This is a genomic window from Synechocystis sp. IPPAS B-1465, from assembly GCF_003015225.1.
GTDB lineage: Bacteria > Cyanobacteriota > Cyanobacteriia > Cyanobacteriales > Microcystaceae > Synechocystis.
This window is the reverse complement of record NZ_CP028094.1, coordinates 3,226,362-3,241,919: the sequence shown is the minus strand read 5'-3', so window position 1 is coordinate 3,241,919 and position 15,558 is coordinate 3,226,362. Positions and strand designations below refer to the sequence as shown.

The window sequence follows — 15,558 nt, the reverse complement described above, 5'->3', positions numbered from 1 at the left end:
ACTGCGCCAATTAAACTTCACCGTATAAAGCGGCGATCGCCTGTTGGGGATCTGGTTGTTTGACCAGGGATTCGCCGACTAAAACGGCCCGGGCCCCAGCCTGCTGTAATCTTTGCAAATCAGCCAATTCATAAATGCCGGATTCGCTCACTAAAGTAATGTCCCCTTGGGTTAATTGCTCCCGTCGTTGGGCAAAAAGATCCTCTGTGGTTTGCAGATCAACGGTGAAGGTTTGCAAATTACGGTTATTAACTCCGATTAGTTGCACCCCGTCCAAAGCCAAAACCCGGTCCATTTCCTCCAGGGTATGGACTTCCACCAACGCCGCCATGCCCAAACCTTCAATAATTTTGAGGAAATAACGCAAATCCTTATCGCTGAGGATAGCGGCAATTAACAGCACCGCATCGGCCCCCCGACTCCGGGCTAGATAGATTTGATAGGGGTAAATAATAAATTCCTTGCACAGCAAGGGTAATTGCACCGCTGAGCGTACCAGTTGCAAATTTTCAAAACTACCCTGGAAAAATTTCTCGTCCGTCAACACCGATAAACAGTTAGCCCCTCCCGCTTCATAGGCCTTGGCGATCGCCACTGGGTCAAAATCCGCCCGAATAATGCCCTTACTAGGGGAAGCCTTTTTCACTTCAGCAATTAAGGCCGGTTGCCGGGGACTCTGGCGCAATGCCCCCACAAAATCCAATGGGGGAGTCATGTCCTTGACTAAACTTTGGAGTTTGACCAGGGGGACTAATTCTCGCCGTTGGGCCACTTCCTTTTCCTTATGCCAAACAATTTCCTCCAGAATGTGACGGGGAGCCGCTTCTGGATGCTTAATTTGATACTGAAGAATGTCAACTTTGATGGGGGGGTTAGGAGGCCGGCGGCGAATTTCCATAAATTGACGGTCAATGCAAGGGATATTTTTGCGGCTAAGAGGTGAAATTAGCTCATTCCAATTTTAAATAGTAGGATGGAATCGTTAATTTTGTTGCCCAAGCTCCTCCGGCCAGCCACTCTAACTAGTCTGAATGGATTGTTCAAAAGTGAAAAAATTTCCCCGTGAATCCACTGTGGAGTGATTACGAAAAAGTACTTTTGCGCATTGTACTCACCAGCTTGACAGCCCTGATTGTCTTGTTCTGCCTTTGTCTGGGCTACCATTTGGTGCGCTTTACTCTGTTGGGATTTTGAGCGATATTACTGCCAATGACCAATGGGACTTAGGCATTTGGCTCCAATGCCTAAACACAATCTTACCCAGCCCAACGCCTGGAGTGGTTGAATTAGAATCGCCCCTTTAATTTTCGATGCCACTGCATTTATTCCTATGGTCATAAGCGAGCTTTTACCCAACCTAGATTCCGGCTTAACTACTCTCCGCACCGCCGGCTGGGGCGCAATGGAAATTCTTCAGTCCTACTACAGTGGCCAGAATCAGACCAATTTAAATGCCAACGAAGATAAACAGGATGGCCCCGTAACAGCGGCGGATTTGGCGGCCAATCAATATATTTTGGCTACTTTGCAAGCTACCTTTAACCCGGAAGAATTTGGCTATCTAAGCGAAGAAACCCACCAGGGCAACGAACCATTACCCCAGGATTGGGTTTGGATTATTGACCCCCTCGATGGCACCAGGGACTTCATTGATAAAACCGGGGAATATGCCCTGCATATTGCTTTGACCTATCGCCAGCGGCCGGTGTTGGCCCTAGTGGGCATGCCGGAAGCCCAAAAGCTTTACTATGCCATCCAAGGTCAGGGCTGTTTTCGAGAAACCAAAGCCGGGGCAATAACCCCAGTGAAGGTGAAGCCTAAAACTGAATTAGAATCTTTAACCCTAGTAGTGAGCCGTAGCCATCGGGACCAACGTTTCCAAGATTTGATTGACCGTTTACCCTTTGGCGATCGCCATTATGTGGGCAGTGTGGGCTGTAAAATCGTCACGATTTTGGAGGGACAGAGCGATGTGTACATTTCCCTCTCCGGTAAATCCGCCGCTAAGGATTGGGACTTTGCGGCCCCGGAGTTGATTCTCACCGAAGCGGGGGGAGAGTTTACCTATTTTGACCAGACCCCTGTGTTGTATAACCGGGGCGACGTGCGGCAATGGGGCGGTATCCTGGCTAGCAATGGTTCCCACCATGGAGCTTTGTGTGAGCAAGCCGTGGAAATTTTAGCTGAACTAGATCAAAATAATTAACCTAATGGATCAAACTGAAGCGGCCCAACGCTGGTTGGGCATTGACCCCGGTTTAGCCATTATTGGTTGGGCTATTCTCGACGGTCAGCCGGATCTATCGGCTCACTTGGTGGACTATGGCATTATCGAAACATCTAAAAATCTCAGCACCCCAGAAAGATTGGTGGAAATTGAGCAGGATATCCACGTCCTACTAGAAGAATTTTCCCCCCAGGCGATCGCCATGGAAATGCCTTTTTTTAGTCGGCAAATCAAAGCGGCCGGAGGCGTAATGCAGGCCTTGGGGGTGATAAACCTCGTTATTTACCGGGAAAAGAGCATTCAGCCCGTCTTTTTGCACCAATCCAGTTGGAAATGCCATCTGGGCAACGGTAAAGCCAATAAAGCCGAGGTGGCCGCCATGGTGCAGAATTTTTTTGGTCTAGAAGACCTACCCATCGACGATAGTGTAGATGCCATTGCCATTGCCCTGGCTGGTCTGAACGGAGTCCGCAACGACATTGGTTAAGATGCGGAGGTGGGGATTTCTGGGCAACCATCTGGGGGCGAGAGTTTGCTACAGTAAACACTACAGAAGCCTTGTCAATTATTGTTAAGCAAAACATCGACGCATTATGCCTGGGGATTATTACCAAACGCTTGGAGTGACGCGGGATGCTGATAAAGATGAAATCAAACGAGCCTACCGTCGGTTAGCCCGGAAATATCATCCTGACGTTAATAAAGAACCAGGAGCAGAGGAAAAATTCAAAGAAATTAACCGAGCCTACGAAGTGCTATCGGAGCCAGAAATTCGTCAACGCTACGATCAATTTGGTGAAGCGGGGGTCAGCGGTGGCGGTGCCCAGGGCTTCGATGTGGGCAATATGGGCGATTTTGCCGACATTTTTGAAACCATTTTTGGTGGCTTTGGCGGTGGCATGGGCGGCCAGCAGCGGGGTCGTCGTCGAGCCAATGGTCCCACCAGGGGGGATGATCTACGGCTAGATTTACAGTTAACTTTCCAGGAAGCTATTTTTGGCGGCGAAAAAGAAATTCGCATTCCCCACCTGGAATCCTGTCAGGTCTGTGAGGGCACTGGGGCCAAGCCCGGCACTGGGGTTAAAACCTGTGGCACCTGTAATGGCGCTGGACAAGTCCGTCGGGCCACCCGCACCCCCTTTGGTAGTTTTGCCCAAGTTTCCGCCTGTCCTACCTGTAACGGCAGCGGCGAAGTCATTGAACAGAAATGTGAAGCCTGTAACGGGGTCGGCCGCAAACAGGAAACGAAAAAGCTGAAAATTACCATTCCCGCCGGAGTGGATGATGGTACCCGTTTGCGGGTGGGTAAAGAAGGAGATGCTGGTTTACGGGGTGGTCCCGCAGGGGATCTGTACGTCTTCCTGATGGTGGAAACGGATAAGCATTTTGTCCGGGAAGGGATGAATATTCGTTCCAATTTGGAAGTGAGCTATCTCCAAGCCATCCTTGGTTGTCGTCTGGAAGTGGACACAGTGGACGGTAAAGCAGAATTGACTATCCCCGCCGGCACCCAACCCAACACCGTCTTAACCCTGGAAAATAAAGGGGTGCCCAAATTAGGCAACGCCACCATTCGGGGCGACCATCTAATCACGGTTAAGGTACAAATTCCCACCCGGATTAACTCGGAAGAGCGGGAGCTATTGGAACGATTGGCCACTATCAAAGGAGAAAGCCACGGCAAAGGTGGATTAGAAGGATTTTTAGGGGGATTATTCCATAAATGAGCCTGGATAATGAATCAATCTTGCTAGATCTGCGGGGCACTCCCTGTCCGATTAATTTTGTTCGCACTAAGCTCAAATTGGCCCAGATGGCCCCAGGACAATGCCTGGAAGTCTGGCTAGATGAGGGAGAACCAGTGGAGCAGGTACCCCATAGCTTGGAATTGGAAGGCTATACGGAGCAATCCCTACGAGCACTGGAAGGAGAATCGGCCTATTGTTTAACCATTACCGTTCCGGCGACAGTTCCCTAGGGGACTAGGGGTTAACCAATGACCAAAGCTACGGATGAAGGTACGGTTATTGCCGTTCAAGCTAACTACTATTGGGTGCGGCTACGGAATGTGACGTCTCAACCACTACTCTGCACCCGCCGTACCCGTCTGAAAAAAGTGGGGCAAAAGGTCATGGTGGGGGATCAAGTCCGGGTGGAATTACCTCCTTCTTTGTTGTTGCATGGTCGTAGCAATACTGCACCAGTGCCCATGGTGGCCGAGGGGGATCTAGGGGCGATCGCCAAAGTTTATCCCCGCCGCACTGTGTTGGAGCGGCCACCGGTGGCCAATGCCGAACAAATTTGTTTAGTTTTTGCCCTCACCGATCCTCCCCTGGAAGAATGGCAGTTAAGTCGATTTTTGGTGCAAGCAGAAGCCACGGGACTGGAAATTAGCCTTTGCTTCAATAAACAGGATTTGGTGCAGGAAACCGATGTTAAATTCTGGGGCGATCGCCTGGCGGCCTGGGGTTACGCACCGATCATTATCAGCGTGGAAAATCGCTGGGGCGTGGAAAAATTACAGGAAAAACTAAGGAGCCGCATTAGCTTAATGGCCGGCCCCTCCGGAGTGGGCAAATCCAGTCTGATCAACCTGCTGGTGCCAGGGGTAGAACAACAGGTCAAAAATGTGTCGGGCAAACTGCGAAAAGGGCGCCACACCACTCGCCATGTGGAACTATTTGACCTTCCCCACGGGGGGCTACTAGCCGATACTCCAGGCTTCAACCAACCAGACCTGGCCGTTGAACCGGCCCAACTAATTCATCTTTTTCCCGAAGCCCGACAACAGTTAACAGGGCAGGAATGTTTTTTTAAAGACTGTTTGCACCGGGGAGAACCGGACTGTGCAGTGGGGCAGGATTGGGAAAGGTACGAACATTACCTAACCTTTCTGGAGGAAGTTTTGGCCCAGCAAAACCCGGAAAATTCTAGGGAAACGGACACAGGCTTGAAAACTAAAACCGGCAGTGATGGCCAGGAGTACGATGAACCAAAATTAGAAACTAAAAAATATCGCCGTCATTCCCGTCGTCAGGAGCATCAAGAACTCCAAAGTTTTTGTGAGCAAACGGATTTAGATAATTTACAGGAGGACTGGGAATAGACCGGAACGTTAGACTTAGAACAAACGAAATAACTAAGTTAAAAGTTATAACCAAAACTAATCAGTTAATCATTTTCCCAATATTCACAGGACATCAAGTCACCAATCTGATCCCGCAGTAAATAGTCATTCCTTTCCAATTCACATTCCACACAGACCCATTCCCGGGCAGGAATATACTGACAGAGGACATAAATGGGCTGGTGACGACTTACTGTGCCCTGCTCCACTAACAAGCGAGCCTCATCCTTGAGCATATTAATGTCGTAACCGGAGGAAGGAAGGGGTGTTAAAGTTGCAGTACTCATAAAAGCCACCAAAGTTGAAACTCATACACAACTATAACCTAACCCCAAATACAAACAAAGGGGGGCTTTGCTGTATTATCGATTACAATTCTTTGCACTTCCGTATAAATACTTAATTTTCTAGACTTTGGGCAACTCTAAACTTTTTGTTAAGGTTTTGCCAACGGTGACTGGCTGGTAGTTTTCCCCCTGAATTTGCCTTGCCCCAATCACGATATACTCAATGGCGACGATCAGGACAGAAAACCATTATGGTGGCGGTTGCAGTATTAGCGGCGGGGAAAGGCACCCGCATGAAATCAGATTTACCCAAGGTGCTCCACCAATTGGGGGGCTACAGTTTGGTGGAAAGGGTATTACAAAGTTGCCGTCCCCTGGCCCCGGAAAGACAGATATTGATTGTGGGCTACCAGGCCGCCGCCGTGGAATCTTCTTTGGCCGGGCGATCGGACGTGGAATTTGTTGAGCAAAGGGAACAGTTGGGGACTGGCCACGCTATTCAGCAGTTACTGCCTTGCCTCCAGGATTACCAGGGGGATTTGTTGGTGTTGAATGGGGATGCCCCTCTGCTCCGGTCAGAAACCTTGGAAAATTTGCTTGCTACCCACCAACGCCATGGCAATGCGGCCACCCTGCTCACAGCCCATTTGCCAGATCCGAAGGGTTACGGCCGGGTATTTTGCAACGGGGATAATCGGGTTACGCAAATTGTCGAGGACCGGGATTGTAATGCGGCCCAACGGCAAAACCATCGAGTCAATGGCGGTATTTATTGCTTCCACTGGCCTCGATTAGCGGCCGCTTTGCCTAAATTATCAGCCAACAATGATCAAAAGGAATATTACCTAACGGAAGTAGTGGACTACCTGGACCAGGTGATGGCGGTGGATGTGGACGATTATTTAGAAATTAACGGCATCAATGACCGCAAACAGTTGGCGGCGGCCAATGATATTTTGCAAAATCGCATCAAGGATGACTGGATGGCCCAGGGCATTACTTTGATCAACCCCGATAGCATCACTATTGACGACACAGTAGTACTAGAAGCGGATGTGATCATTGAACCCAACACTCACCTGCGGGGTAAAACTGTGATTGGTCGGGGTAGTCGCATTGGCCCCGGTAGTCTGATCGAGGATAGTATTGTCGGATCTGATGCATCAGTTCTATTTTCCGTGGTTAGCCAAAGTCAGATTGGGGACGGTTGTCGCCTTGGACCCTATAGCCACGTTCGAGGGGAGGCGGATATTCAAGCCAACTGTCGCATTGGCAATTTTGTCGAAGTGAAAAAATCTGTCATTGGTGCCCAATCTAATGTGGCCCATTTAAGTTACCTGGGGGACGCGATGCTGGGACAGCGGGTCAATGTGGGGGCCGGTACCATTACGGCTAATTATGACGGGGTGAGCAAGCATGCAACCGTAATTGGTAGTGGCACTAAAACCGGTGCCAATAGTGTGTTTGTGGCCCCAGTGCAGGTGGGGGAAGGGGTAACGGTGGCGGCGGGGTCGGTGATCAATCGGGATGTGCCCGCAGGATCTTTGGCGATCGCCAGGCCACGGCAACGTATTATTGATAATTGGCAAGTGCCCCCAGCCCCGCAGTCGGGTCAACCTTAAATTGTTATGCTCACCATTGCTTTACCGAAAGGCTCGTTGTTGCGGGATAGTATTGACCGTTTTCAGCAAATTGGCCTAGATTTTTCTGCTTTCCTCGAACCGAAAAACCGTCAGTTACAAATTCTGGACCCCACCCATCGGGCTAAGGCTTTACTGGTGAGGGCCTGGGATGTGCCGGTGTATGTGGAATATGGCCAGGCCCAGTTGGGCATTGTGGGCTACGACATTCTGCGGGAAAAGAAACCAGCGGTGGCCCAGTTGGCGGATTTAAATTTTGGTGGCTGTCGTCTTTCGGTGGCCGTGCCCCAGGCCAGTCCCTATCGGCGATCGGTGGATTTACCGCCCCATGGTCGGGTGGCTTCTAAGTTTGTCCATTGTGCCCTGGAGCATTTCCGACGTTTGGATTTGCCGGTGGAAATTATTCCCCTTTATGGCTCGGTGGAGTTGGGGCCCATTACGGGCATGTCGGAAGCCATTGTGGATTTAGTTTCCACTGGTCGCACTCTCCAAGAGAATGGCTTGATGGAAATCGAAGTTTTGTTCGACAGTAGCGCCCGCCTCATTGCCCATCCCCTCAGTTACCGGGTTAATGGCGATCGCCTGCTGGACTGGGTGGAAAAATTGCGATCGGTGATCTAATCTTCTTGGTTAGGCCAAAGTAAACGCAGGGCCATGATGGTAAACCCCAAGGCGGCCAATGCTTTGAGTAATTTAGTCGGCAAAAATTGAGCTAAACTGCCCCCAGCCAAAACCCCAAGGAAACTGGCTAAAATTAATGCCGTCACGGAACCGAAAAATACGGCCCGGGGAGATTTGGCACTTCCCCCCAAGGCGATCGCCGCCAACTGGCTTTTGTCGCCAATTTCCGCTAGAAAAACGGTGATGAAACTTAGACCAAACAGTTGCCAATCCATAGTGATGTTAAAACGAAAAATGTTAAGGGGAAGTCAAACCCTGCTCGCCGATTAAATAATCCACAAATTGCCTCGCTGTGCGGCCTGATCGCCCATTATGCCTGGTGGCCCATTGTTTAGCCCGGAAATCTAACTCCGTTTCCGATAAATTAATCTGCGCCTGTTTAGCCAAGTGGTGTACTATCATCAAATACGTGTCCTGGTTAGCCGGCGGAAAAGTTAGGGTTAAACCAAAACGGTCACTAAAGGATAATTTTTCCTGCACCGTGTCCCAAGCCTGTACTTCGTCAGCATCCTGGGGCGAAGGGCGATCGCCAAAAAATTCGCGAATTAAATGACGGCGGTTACTGGTGGCATAAATGACCACATTAGCGGGGCGGGCGACCAAATCCCCTTCTAAGACAACCTTTAAACTTTTAAAACGCTCATCCTCCTCTTCAAAGGAGAGGTCATCAACAAAAATGATAAATTTCTGAGGATAGGTACGTAGTTTTCCCACCAATAAAGGCAGGGTAATCAAATCCCGGGGAGATACTTCCACTAGGCGCAAACCCCGATCGCCGTACTGATTAACCAAGGCTTTCACCAAAGAAGATTTACCACTGCCTCGACTGCCATAGAGCAACACATTCAGCGCCGGCAGTCCCTGCAAAAGGCATTGCGTATTTTGACAGAGGATCTTTTGGGGATCATCGTAGCCCACCAAGTCTGCCAATCGAACGCCATCGATTTGGGGTACCCCCTGTAAGTTTTTCCCCCGCCAACGAAAAGCCCGGTAATGGGCCACGGCTCCCACGCCTTTTTGTCGATAATGGGCCACCAGATAAGCCAAATTTTCGCCCCAGTTTTGGCCGCCTTCTGCAGGAAACTCTAGTTGGTTGGGCACTTGCCAAGCCTTTAACGCCACTGGAGTTTGGGAAGCAATGATTACCCACTGCAAAATCTGTTCCGGTGGGCATTGATACACCATTTGGATCAAATTCAGGTCATGGCGAGCCGCATCCTGCAAACTGGTTGGTAATTGGGCCAATTCTTCCCTTTGCACCCGCACACTAAATGGATTCTCATCCTCCAACAGGCGATCGAGTAAAAAGTCCTGCCAACTCTGACCCGCCTCGGCCAAATGGCGAAACCACACCCCATAGGCTTGCAAACAAACCGTAGCTTCCGGCTTTTGATTCGTGCCATTGTGGTGCAAACAGCGCAACAAATCTAAAAAAGCTTCCCCAATGGGATTGTCGAAAATACCTTGATACAGTAACAGGCTGGAAACCTGATGGTACAAAGCTTTGCTGGATGTAGCTAGTAGGGGAGTAGGGTAGGGAACCGTCATCAAATATTGTGCCAAAGTCTAGGGTAAAATTTCCCGGCCCACCGCCTTATAGCGCCCCCAGGCCAAATGGGAACGGGGATCAACGTAATCTCGAATAATTACCCCCGACTGGGAAGCCCGCTCAAAGGCCACCAATAGGGGAATTTCCGTTGTGAACAGAGGTAAATTTTCCGCCTGTAATAATTGCCTTGCTTCGCGACCACTACGGGTACGGGCATCTACCTTGGTTAACAAAATTTTGTAGTTAACCTTGAGGGAGGCCAATTGCTCCGCCGCCTTTAAAGTGGCATCTAAATCCAAATGGTTGGGAGTGGTGGGAATAATCAATAAATCGCTCCCCTCTGCCAAATCCCGAAATTCATCCAACTCTGGCATGGCTCTAGTGTCCACCACAATGTGGGGATACTTACGGATTAATGCGGTGGAGCCCGCTTGGGAAGCAACGTAGAAGGGTAATTTTTCTTCCCTCGCCCAGATTAATGCCGAACGGTTACGGTCCGCATCAATCAGCAATGTTTGATCCTTTTGTTGCAGATAGGCTGCCAGGTGGACAGCGGTGGTGGTTTTCCCAACGCCCCCTTTGAGGGCAGTGATGGCAATAATCATCGGCTAGGGCAAAAGAAAAAGGAGAGCTGTAACACTCTCCCAACTTTAGCTAATTGATGATGTTTTGCTCAATTAGTTTTGTTTTTTAGTCATTTCTTCGAGTGATAACTGTTTTGCAAAACCTTTAGAGAGCATTACCCCGGGGCAGTACTTCCTCAGGGAAGATAAAGTTTTCATGGGGTTGATCTTGGGGAGCCATCCAGGCGCGCATCCCTTCGTTCAACAAAATGTTTTTCGTATAAAACGTTTCAAATTCCGGATCTTCAGCAGCCCGCAGTTCCTGGGAAACGAAGTCATAAGCCCGTAGGTTCAACGCCAAACCGACGATACCCACAGAACTCATCCACAAACCAGTTACGGGAACGAACAACATGAAGAAGTGCAGCCACCGTTTGTTGGAGAAAGCAATACCGAAAATCTGAGACCAGAAACGGTTGGCAGTCACCATGGAGTAGGTTTCTTCCGCTTGGGTAGGTTCAAACGCCCGGAAGGTGTTGGAATCTTCACCGTCTTCAAACAGGGTGTTTTCCACCGTGGCACCGTGGATGGCACACAGTAGGGCACCACCGAGAATACCGGCTACTCCCATCATGTGGAAGGGGTTCAGGGTCCAGTTGTGGAAACCTTGTAGGAACAAAATAAACCGGAAGATTCCCGCTACCCCAAAGCTGGGAGCAAAGAACCAACTCGATTGACCCAAGGGGTACATCAGAAAGACGCTGACAAATACCGCAATGGGACCAGAGAAAGCGATGGCGTTGTAGGGACGAATGCCTACCAGACGGGAAATTTCGAACTGACGCAGCATGAAGCCAATCAATCCAAAGGCACCGTGGAGGGCAACGAAGGGCCACAAACCACCAATTTGGAACCAGCGGGTCAGGTTACCTTGAGCTTCCGGTCCCCACAGGAACAGGAGGGAATGGCCGAAGGCATCGGCGGGGGAAGAGACCGCCACGGTCAAAAAGTTAGCCCCTTCCAGGTAGGAACTGGCTAGACCGTGGGTGTACCAGGAAGTAACGAAGGTGGTGCCGGTTAACCATCCCCCCAGGGCCATGAAGGCGCAGGGGAAGAGTAGCAAACCAGACCAACCGATAAATACGAAACGATCACGCTTTAGCCAATCGTCGAGGACATCAAACCATCCTCTTTCGACTGGGGCGCGTCCGACTGCAATGGTCATGGCGCAAAATCTCCAAAATAATAATTACGAAGGAAAATTTTCTCTCCCGATCGCCGACCCATGGTTTTGCCCGTTGTTGGGACAAAAATGAGAAAGAACCGGGAAATCTTAATTTTTCTTAATGTTATCCATTGTAAAGGAAATTCTGGGAATCTGCCAGTGCGAAAGGGATTGGAGCATAGTTACATGTCAAAGCCAGCCCAGTAACATTCCAGCTAGTAACACAAAGCCAATGATGACGTTTTGTCCAAAAATTTGACCGTATAGTTTCGGTTCCGGCGTGGGGGCACTGAGTTGGATGTATTGGATCACCCAACCCACAATGGCGATCGCCAAGCTGAGCCAATAGAGGGGATTGAGCATTAGAATCATGCCCAAATAAAATAAACAGCCAATGGTGAGGGCGAAAAATATCCCCACCGCTTCCCCGACGTACTGGCCAAAAAACAGGGCACTGGAGTTAACCCCAATGCGGCGGTCATCTTCTCGATCCGCCATGGCGTAAACAGTGTCAAAACCGAGGGTCCAAAACACGGTGGCCCCCCACAGCACCCAGGTGGCATCGGTCAAATCCCCCGTGACTGCACTCCAACTAATTAGCACAGCAAAACCCCAAGCAATTGACAGTACTAACTGGGGTACAGGGAAAACCCTTTTCGCACCAGGGTAAGCAACAATGACCGGCACCGCCGCCACACAAAGCCAGAAACTGAGGGGAGTGAGGTAAAAGGCTAGCCCCGCCGCACACAGTAGGGCTACTAACGCCACTCCAATGCCCACTTGCACCGAGAGAGCCCGGGCCGCCAGAGGCCGTTGCTTAGTGCGCTCTACCTGGGGATCAATATCCCGGTCCCATAGGTCATTGACCACACAGCCTAAACCACTGGTGGCCAAAGTTCCCAAAGCAATGGTGCCTAGTAGGGGTAGGGGTGGTAGACCTTGGGCCGCTAAACACACTGCCCACAGCGCCGGAATCATTAAAATCAGTCGGCCGGCGGGTTTATGCCAGCGCAACAGGTAAATGATTGTTAACCAGAGGGGCGGGGAAGATGGGGTTTGGGCAACCATAGAAAAATTAAAGGACTACTAGGGGGAAGGGGGGCGGTCACTGCTCCAGGCCCACCAACCCTGACCACATTCACACTGGTAAAATTCCTGCCATTTGCGCCGTCGATCATCCCCCAACACTGGCGATCGCCGATTGATCCAAGCCCGGAGGGCCTGACGGGGGCCAGCTTGGCATTGGGGACAACAAAAACCCCTGGCATGAACAGTATCCTCAACCCAAGGGGGAGGAGTGGGGTCAAAGACTTCCATGGGGTTCTGGCATGGGTAAGGGATGGAAAAATTCGGCTAGCAATGGCGATCGCCGTAGTTTACCAATGGGGTGAATGGGGCCGATGATTAGAACTCTTCGGGGTAATTATTCATGGTGGCTTCGGCGTTGTCCCGCTTAGAGCCGAGTAAATCCAAATTATTGACCCGGATCACTGGCTTGGAACGAGGAGTACCGGAGTTCCGGTCTTCCCAATGGTCAAACTTTAACGATCCTTGGATACCAATCAAACTGCCTTTTTTGACGTAGTTACCGGCTATTTCAGCAGTTTTACCCCAAATTTCCAGGTCAAACCAATCGGGGGGTTCATCCTTTTTGCTTGTGCGTCGATTCACCGCCAGGGTGAAGTTACAAACTACATTACCGGACTCAAAATATTTAACTTCAGGGTCACGGCCGGCCCTTCCCACCAAATGGATGCTGTTCACTGACATAAAAATCTTTCCTTGGGATCTTGAAGATTTTCCGATACGCTATTAGCGGTTAGCCTCAGTTTAAAGTCAAACCTCCATCTTCGTCATCTCAATTTAATTTATGACTTCCCCCTCTCCCCTGGTCGGCATCATCATGGGAAGCGATTCCGATCTCCCCACCATGGCAGCGGCGATCGCCGTCTGTGAAGAATTTGCCGTACCAACGGAGGTGGCCATTATCTCTGCCCATCGCACCCCGGAAAGAATGGTGGAGTATGCCCAAACTGCCCACCAGCGGGGCTTGCGGATAATTATTGCCGGGGCTGGGGGAGCGGCCCATTTACCGGGCATGGTGGCGGCCCTGACCCCTTTACCAGTCATCGGTGTGCCGGTGCAGACTAAAACCTTACAGGGAGTGGATTCCCTCTATTCCATTGTGCAAATGCCGGGGGGAATACCTGTAGCTACCGTGGCGATCGGTAATGCCAAAAATGCGGGGTTATTGGCGGTGCAAATACTGGCTAGCCATAATCCCGTGCTGTTGGAAAAAGTACAGCAATATCGCCAAAGTCTAGAAACCATGGTTTTGGACAAACAAGCGGAGTTGGAGCGACTGGGCTACAGGGCCTATCTGGACCAGCAAAATCAGTGATTTCTGACATCACTGCCATCCCCCCAAGACCATTAACCGAGTATGGCAAAATGGGGCTTAATTCGATCGATGTTAATTCGACCACCACATTGGACAATCGGGGATAACGGCTATGGGCATTAAGGCGTTGGCGGGCAGGGATCTATTGGCGATCGCCGATTTGACCATCGAAGAGATGAAATCACTCTTGCAGTTGGCGGCGGATCTTAAATCCGGTGTGCTCAAGCCCCACTGTCGGAAAATTCTCGGTTTACTGTTTTACAAAGCCTCCACCCGTACCAGGGTTTCCTTCACCGCGGCCATGTATCAACTGGGAGGGCAGGTATTGGATTTAAACCCCAGCGTGACCCAAGTGGGTCGGGGAGAGCCGATTCAGGATACCGCTAGGGTATTAGACCGCTACATTGATATCCTGGCGGTGCGGACTTTCAAACAGACAGATCTGCAAACCTTTGCTGACCATGCCAAAATGCCCATCATCAATGCCCTGAGCGACTTGGAGCATCCCTGCCAAATTTTGGCCGATTTACAAACCATCAAGGAATGTTTCGGCAAATTGGAAGGCTTAACGGTGACTTATCTAGGGGACGGCAACAATGTCGCCCATTCCCTCATTCTCGGTGGGGTAATGATGGGCATGACGGTGCGGGTGGCTACCCCGAAGAACTATGAACCCTTGGCAGAAATTGTTCAACAAGCCCAACAAATTGCGGCTCCAGGGGGAAAAGTGGAACTAACCGACGATCCCAAAGCCGCCGCCCAGGGAAGTCATATCCTCTACACCGATGTGTGGGCCAGCATGGGCCAGGAAGATTTAGCCGACAGTCGCATTCCCATTTTCCAGCCCTACCAGATTAACCAAGAACTCCTTGCCTTGGCCGATCCCGAAGCCATTGTGCTCCACTGTCTGCCGGCTCACCGGGGGGAAGAAATTACTGACGCTGTTATGGAAGGCCCGCAATCCCGACTGTGGGACCAAGCGGAAAATCGCATGCACGCCCAAAAAGCCCTCATGGTGGCCCTTTTGGGTTTAGTTTAATGCCGCTCAATTCAGAAGAAAATTAATGAAAACTAGTCATTTTCTCAGTTTAATTCGCCAGGAAAAACGGCAATTTGCGGTGATTGGCCTGGGTCGGTTTGGTCGGGCAGTGTGCGAAACTCTCCATGTCAATGGCTATGAGGTGTTGGGCATTGACCAAGATCCCAAACTGGTGGCGGAAGTGTTGGCGGATCGGGTGGTGGGTAACGCCATTAGTCTCGATTCCACCGATGATACGGCCCTACGGGAGGCTGGCATTTTTGAGATTGAAACGGTGATTGTGGCGATTGGTAATTACCTCAAAGAAAGTATCATTACCTGTCTTAACCTCAAGGAAGGGGGCGTAAAATCGGTTGTAGCTAAGGTTTCTTCCGACACCCACGAAAAAATCCTCAAGCGCCTGGGGGTTGATTTAATTATTTTTCCCGAGCACAAAGCCGGCCAAGATTTAGCCTATACTCTCACCACCCCGGCGATCGTTGACCGGTTTAAGTTAGATCCCAACAACAGCATTGTAGAAATTCTCGTCCCCGAAGAATTTTGTGATAAAACCTTGGCCGAACTGCAACTGCGCAAAAACCATGGCGTCAGTGTTCTGGCAGTGGGCCATGAAGAAAAATTTAAAATTAACCCCCCTCCTCAGGAACGATTACACCGGGGGATGATTCTAGTCCTCCTAGGTTCTAACGAAGACATCGGCCGCCTAGTTTAGTTTTTAGGTATTGCTTTTGCGATGACAAATTTCTTTCAACTGAGAATAAATAAAAAATTAAATTAGAAACTCATGAAATCTATAGATGCCTATGCAATTTTCTATTT

The 15,558-nt window shown here is 50.2% G+C and carries 20 protein-coding genes; 11 read left to right on the top strand and 9 right to left on the bottom strand.

The genetic code is table 11. The features are described from left to right. Nucleotides 1-10: 10 nt before the first annotated feature. Complete coding sequence (gene trpC / locus C7I86_RS15170; RefSeq protein ID WP_010874086.1) at nt 11-898, bottom strand: indole-3-glycerol phosphate synthase TrpC; 888 nt, start codon at nt 896-898, stop codon at nt 11-13. Nucleotides 899-1,062: 164 nt separating this feature from the next. Here trpC and C7I86_RS19440 point away from each other — a divergent pair, with 164 nt between their 5' ends. The 6 genes from C7I86_RS19440 to rsgA all read left to right on the top strand — a co-directional run bounded on the left by C7I86_RS19440 (nt 1,063) and on the right by rsgA (nt 5,333). Next, nucleotides 1,063-1,194, top strand: a complete 132-nt coding sequence (locus tag C7I86_RS19440) for a hypothetical protein (protein WP_255345223.1) — start codon at nt 1,063-1,065, stop codon at nt 1,192-1,194. A gap of 136 nt (nt 1,195-1,330) precedes the next feature. Further along, entirely contained in the window at nt 1,331-2,206 is an 876-nt protein-coding gene (locus C7I86_RS15160; protein WP_010874085.1) for a 3'(2'),5'-bisphosphate nucleotidase CysQ, read from the top strand. A 4-nt stretch (nt 2,207-2,210) separates the two neighbouring features. Continuing rightward, nucleotides 2,211-2,714, top strand: a complete 504-nt coding sequence (locus C7I86_RS15155; RefSeq protein ID WP_010874084.1) for a crossover junction endodeoxyribonuclease RuvC — start codon at nt 2,211-2,213, stop codon at nt 2,712-2,714. A 106-nt stretch (nt 2,715-2,820) separates the two neighbouring features. After that, entirely contained in the window at nt 2,821-3,954 is a 1,134-nt protein-coding gene (dnaJ, locus tag C7I86_RS15150) for a molecular chaperone DnaJ (protein WP_010874083.1), read from the top strand. Further along, nucleotides 3,951-4,205 carry a sulfurtransferase TusA family protein gene (locus C7I86_RS15145; RefSeq protein WP_010874082.1) on the top strand — a complete coding sequence of 85 codons (255 nt, stop codon included), beginning with the start codon at nt 3,951-3,953 and terminating at the stop codon, nt 4,203-4,205. The genes dnaJ and C7I86_RS15145 overlap by 4 nt, the downstream gene beginning before the upstream one ends. A gap of 18 nt (nt 4,206-4,223) precedes the next feature. After that, nucleotides 4,224-5,333 (top strand): small ribosomal subunit biogenesis GTPase RsgA, encoded by a 1,110-nt coding sequence (gene rsgA / locus C7I86_RS15140; RefSeq protein WP_010874081.1) that lies wholly within the window; start codon nt 4,224-4,226, stop codon nt 5,331-5,333. Between the two features lie 65 nt (nt 5,334-5,398). Here rsgA and C7I86_RS15135 read toward each other — a convergent pair whose 3' ends face one another. Next, the gene (locus tag C7I86_RS15135; protein WP_010874080.1) at nt 5,399-5,650 is read right to left on the bottom strand and encodes a DUF4327 family protein; all 252 of its coding nucleotides are present in this window, start codon (nt 5,648-5,650) and stop codon (nt 5,399-5,401) included. A 242-nt stretch (nt 5,651-5,892) separates the two neighbouring features. Here C7I86_RS15135 and glmU point away from each other — a divergent pair, with 242 nt between their 5' ends. Together glmU and hisG are read left to right on the top strand one after the other, a co-directional pair. Then, nucleotides 5,893-7,263: a bifunctional UDP-N-acetylglucosamine diphosphorylase/glucosamine-1-phosphate N-acetyltransferase GlmU gene (glmU, locus tag C7I86_RS15130; RefSeq protein ID WP_010874079.1), complete on the top strand. Its 1,371-nt coding sequence runs from the start codon at nt 5,893-5,895 to the stop codon at nt 7,261-7,263. 6 nt (nt 7,264-7,269) lie between these two features. Continuing rightward, a complete protein-coding gene (gene hisG, locus C7I86_RS15125) occupies nt 7,270-7,902 on the top strand; it encodes an ATP phosphoribosyltransferase (protein WP_010874078.1) in 633 nt (210 codons plus the stop codon). Here the strand turns inward: hisG and C7I86_RS15120 are convergent. The 7 genes from C7I86_RS15120 to C7I86_RS15090 all read right to left on the bottom strand — a co-directional run bounded on the left by C7I86_RS15120 (nt 7,899) and on the right by C7I86_RS15090 (nt 13,069). Further along, complete coding sequence (locus C7I86_RS15120; protein WP_010874077.1) at nt 7,899-8,177, bottom strand: TMEM165/GDT1 family protein; 279 nt, start codon at nt 8,175-8,177, stop codon at nt 7,899-7,901. The two genes, hisG and C7I86_RS15120, sit on opposite strands and share 4 nt — an antisense overlap. Before the next feature lie 22 nt (nt 8,178-8,199). After that, nucleotides 8,200-9,510: an ATP-binding protein gene (locus tag C7I86_RS15115; protein WP_010874076.1), complete on the bottom strand. Its 1,311-nt coding sequence runs from the start codon at nt 9,508-9,510 to the stop codon at nt 8,200-8,202. 18 nt (nt 9,511-9,528) lie between these two features. Next, complete coding sequence (locus C7I86_RS15110) at nt 9,529-10,116, bottom strand: ParA family protein (protein ID WP_010874075.1); 588 nt, start codon at nt 10,114-10,116, stop codon at nt 9,529-9,531. 124 nt (nt 10,117-10,240) lie between these two features. Further along, nucleotides 10,241-11,299 carry a photosystem II D2 protein (photosystem q(a) protein) gene (psbD, locus tag C7I86_RS15105; protein WP_010872429.1) on the bottom strand — a complete coding sequence of 353 codons (1,059 nt, stop codon included), beginning with the start codon at nt 11,297-11,299 and terminating at the stop codon, nt 10,241-10,243. Between the two features lie 189 nt (nt 11,300-11,488). Then, nucleotides 11,489-12,367, bottom strand: coding sequence for a 4-hydroxybenzoate solanesyltransferase (locus C7I86_RS15100; protein WP_010874074.1), 879 nt, complete (start codon nt 12,365-12,367; stop codon nt 11,489-11,491). 18 nt (nt 12,368-12,385) lie between these two features. After that, a complete protein-coding gene (locus C7I86_RS15095) occupies nt 12,386-12,616 on the bottom strand; it encodes a hypothetical protein (protein ID WP_041425863.1) in 231 nt (76 codons plus the stop codon). 87 nt (nt 12,617-12,703) lie between these two features. Next, nucleotides 12,704-13,069, bottom strand: a complete 366-nt coding sequence (locus C7I86_RS15090; RefSeq protein WP_010874073.1) for a single-stranded DNA-binding protein — start codon at nt 13,067-13,069, stop codon at nt 12,704-12,706. Nucleotides 13,070-13,169: 100 nt separating this feature from the next. Here C7I86_RS15090 and purE point away from each other — a divergent pair, with 100 nt between their 5' ends. The 3 genes from purE to C7I86_RS15075 all read left to right on the top strand — a co-directional run bounded on the left by purE (nt 13,170) and on the right by C7I86_RS15075 (nt 15,451). Then, on the top strand, nt 13,170-13,700 hold the full coding sequence (gene purE, locus C7I86_RS15085; protein WP_010874072.1) for a 5-(carboxyamino)imidazole ribonucleotide mutase: 531 nt from the start codon (nt 13,170-13,172) through the stop codon (nt 13,698-13,700). Nucleotides 13,701-13,812: 112 nt separating this feature from the next. Next, nucleotides 13,813-14,739 carry an ornithine carbamoyltransferase gene (argF, locus tag C7I86_RS15080; protein ID WP_010874071.1) on the top strand — a complete coding sequence of 309 codons (927 nt, stop codon included), beginning with the start codon at nt 13,813-13,815 and terminating at the stop codon, nt 14,737-14,739. Between the two features lie 25 nt (nt 14,740-14,764). Next, complete coding sequence (locus tag C7I86_RS15075; RefSeq protein WP_010874070.1) at nt 14,765-15,451, top strand: TrkA family potassium uptake protein; 687 nt, start codon at nt 14,765-14,767, stop codon at nt 15,449-15,451. Nucleotides 15,452-15,558 lie beyond the last annotated feature (107 nt).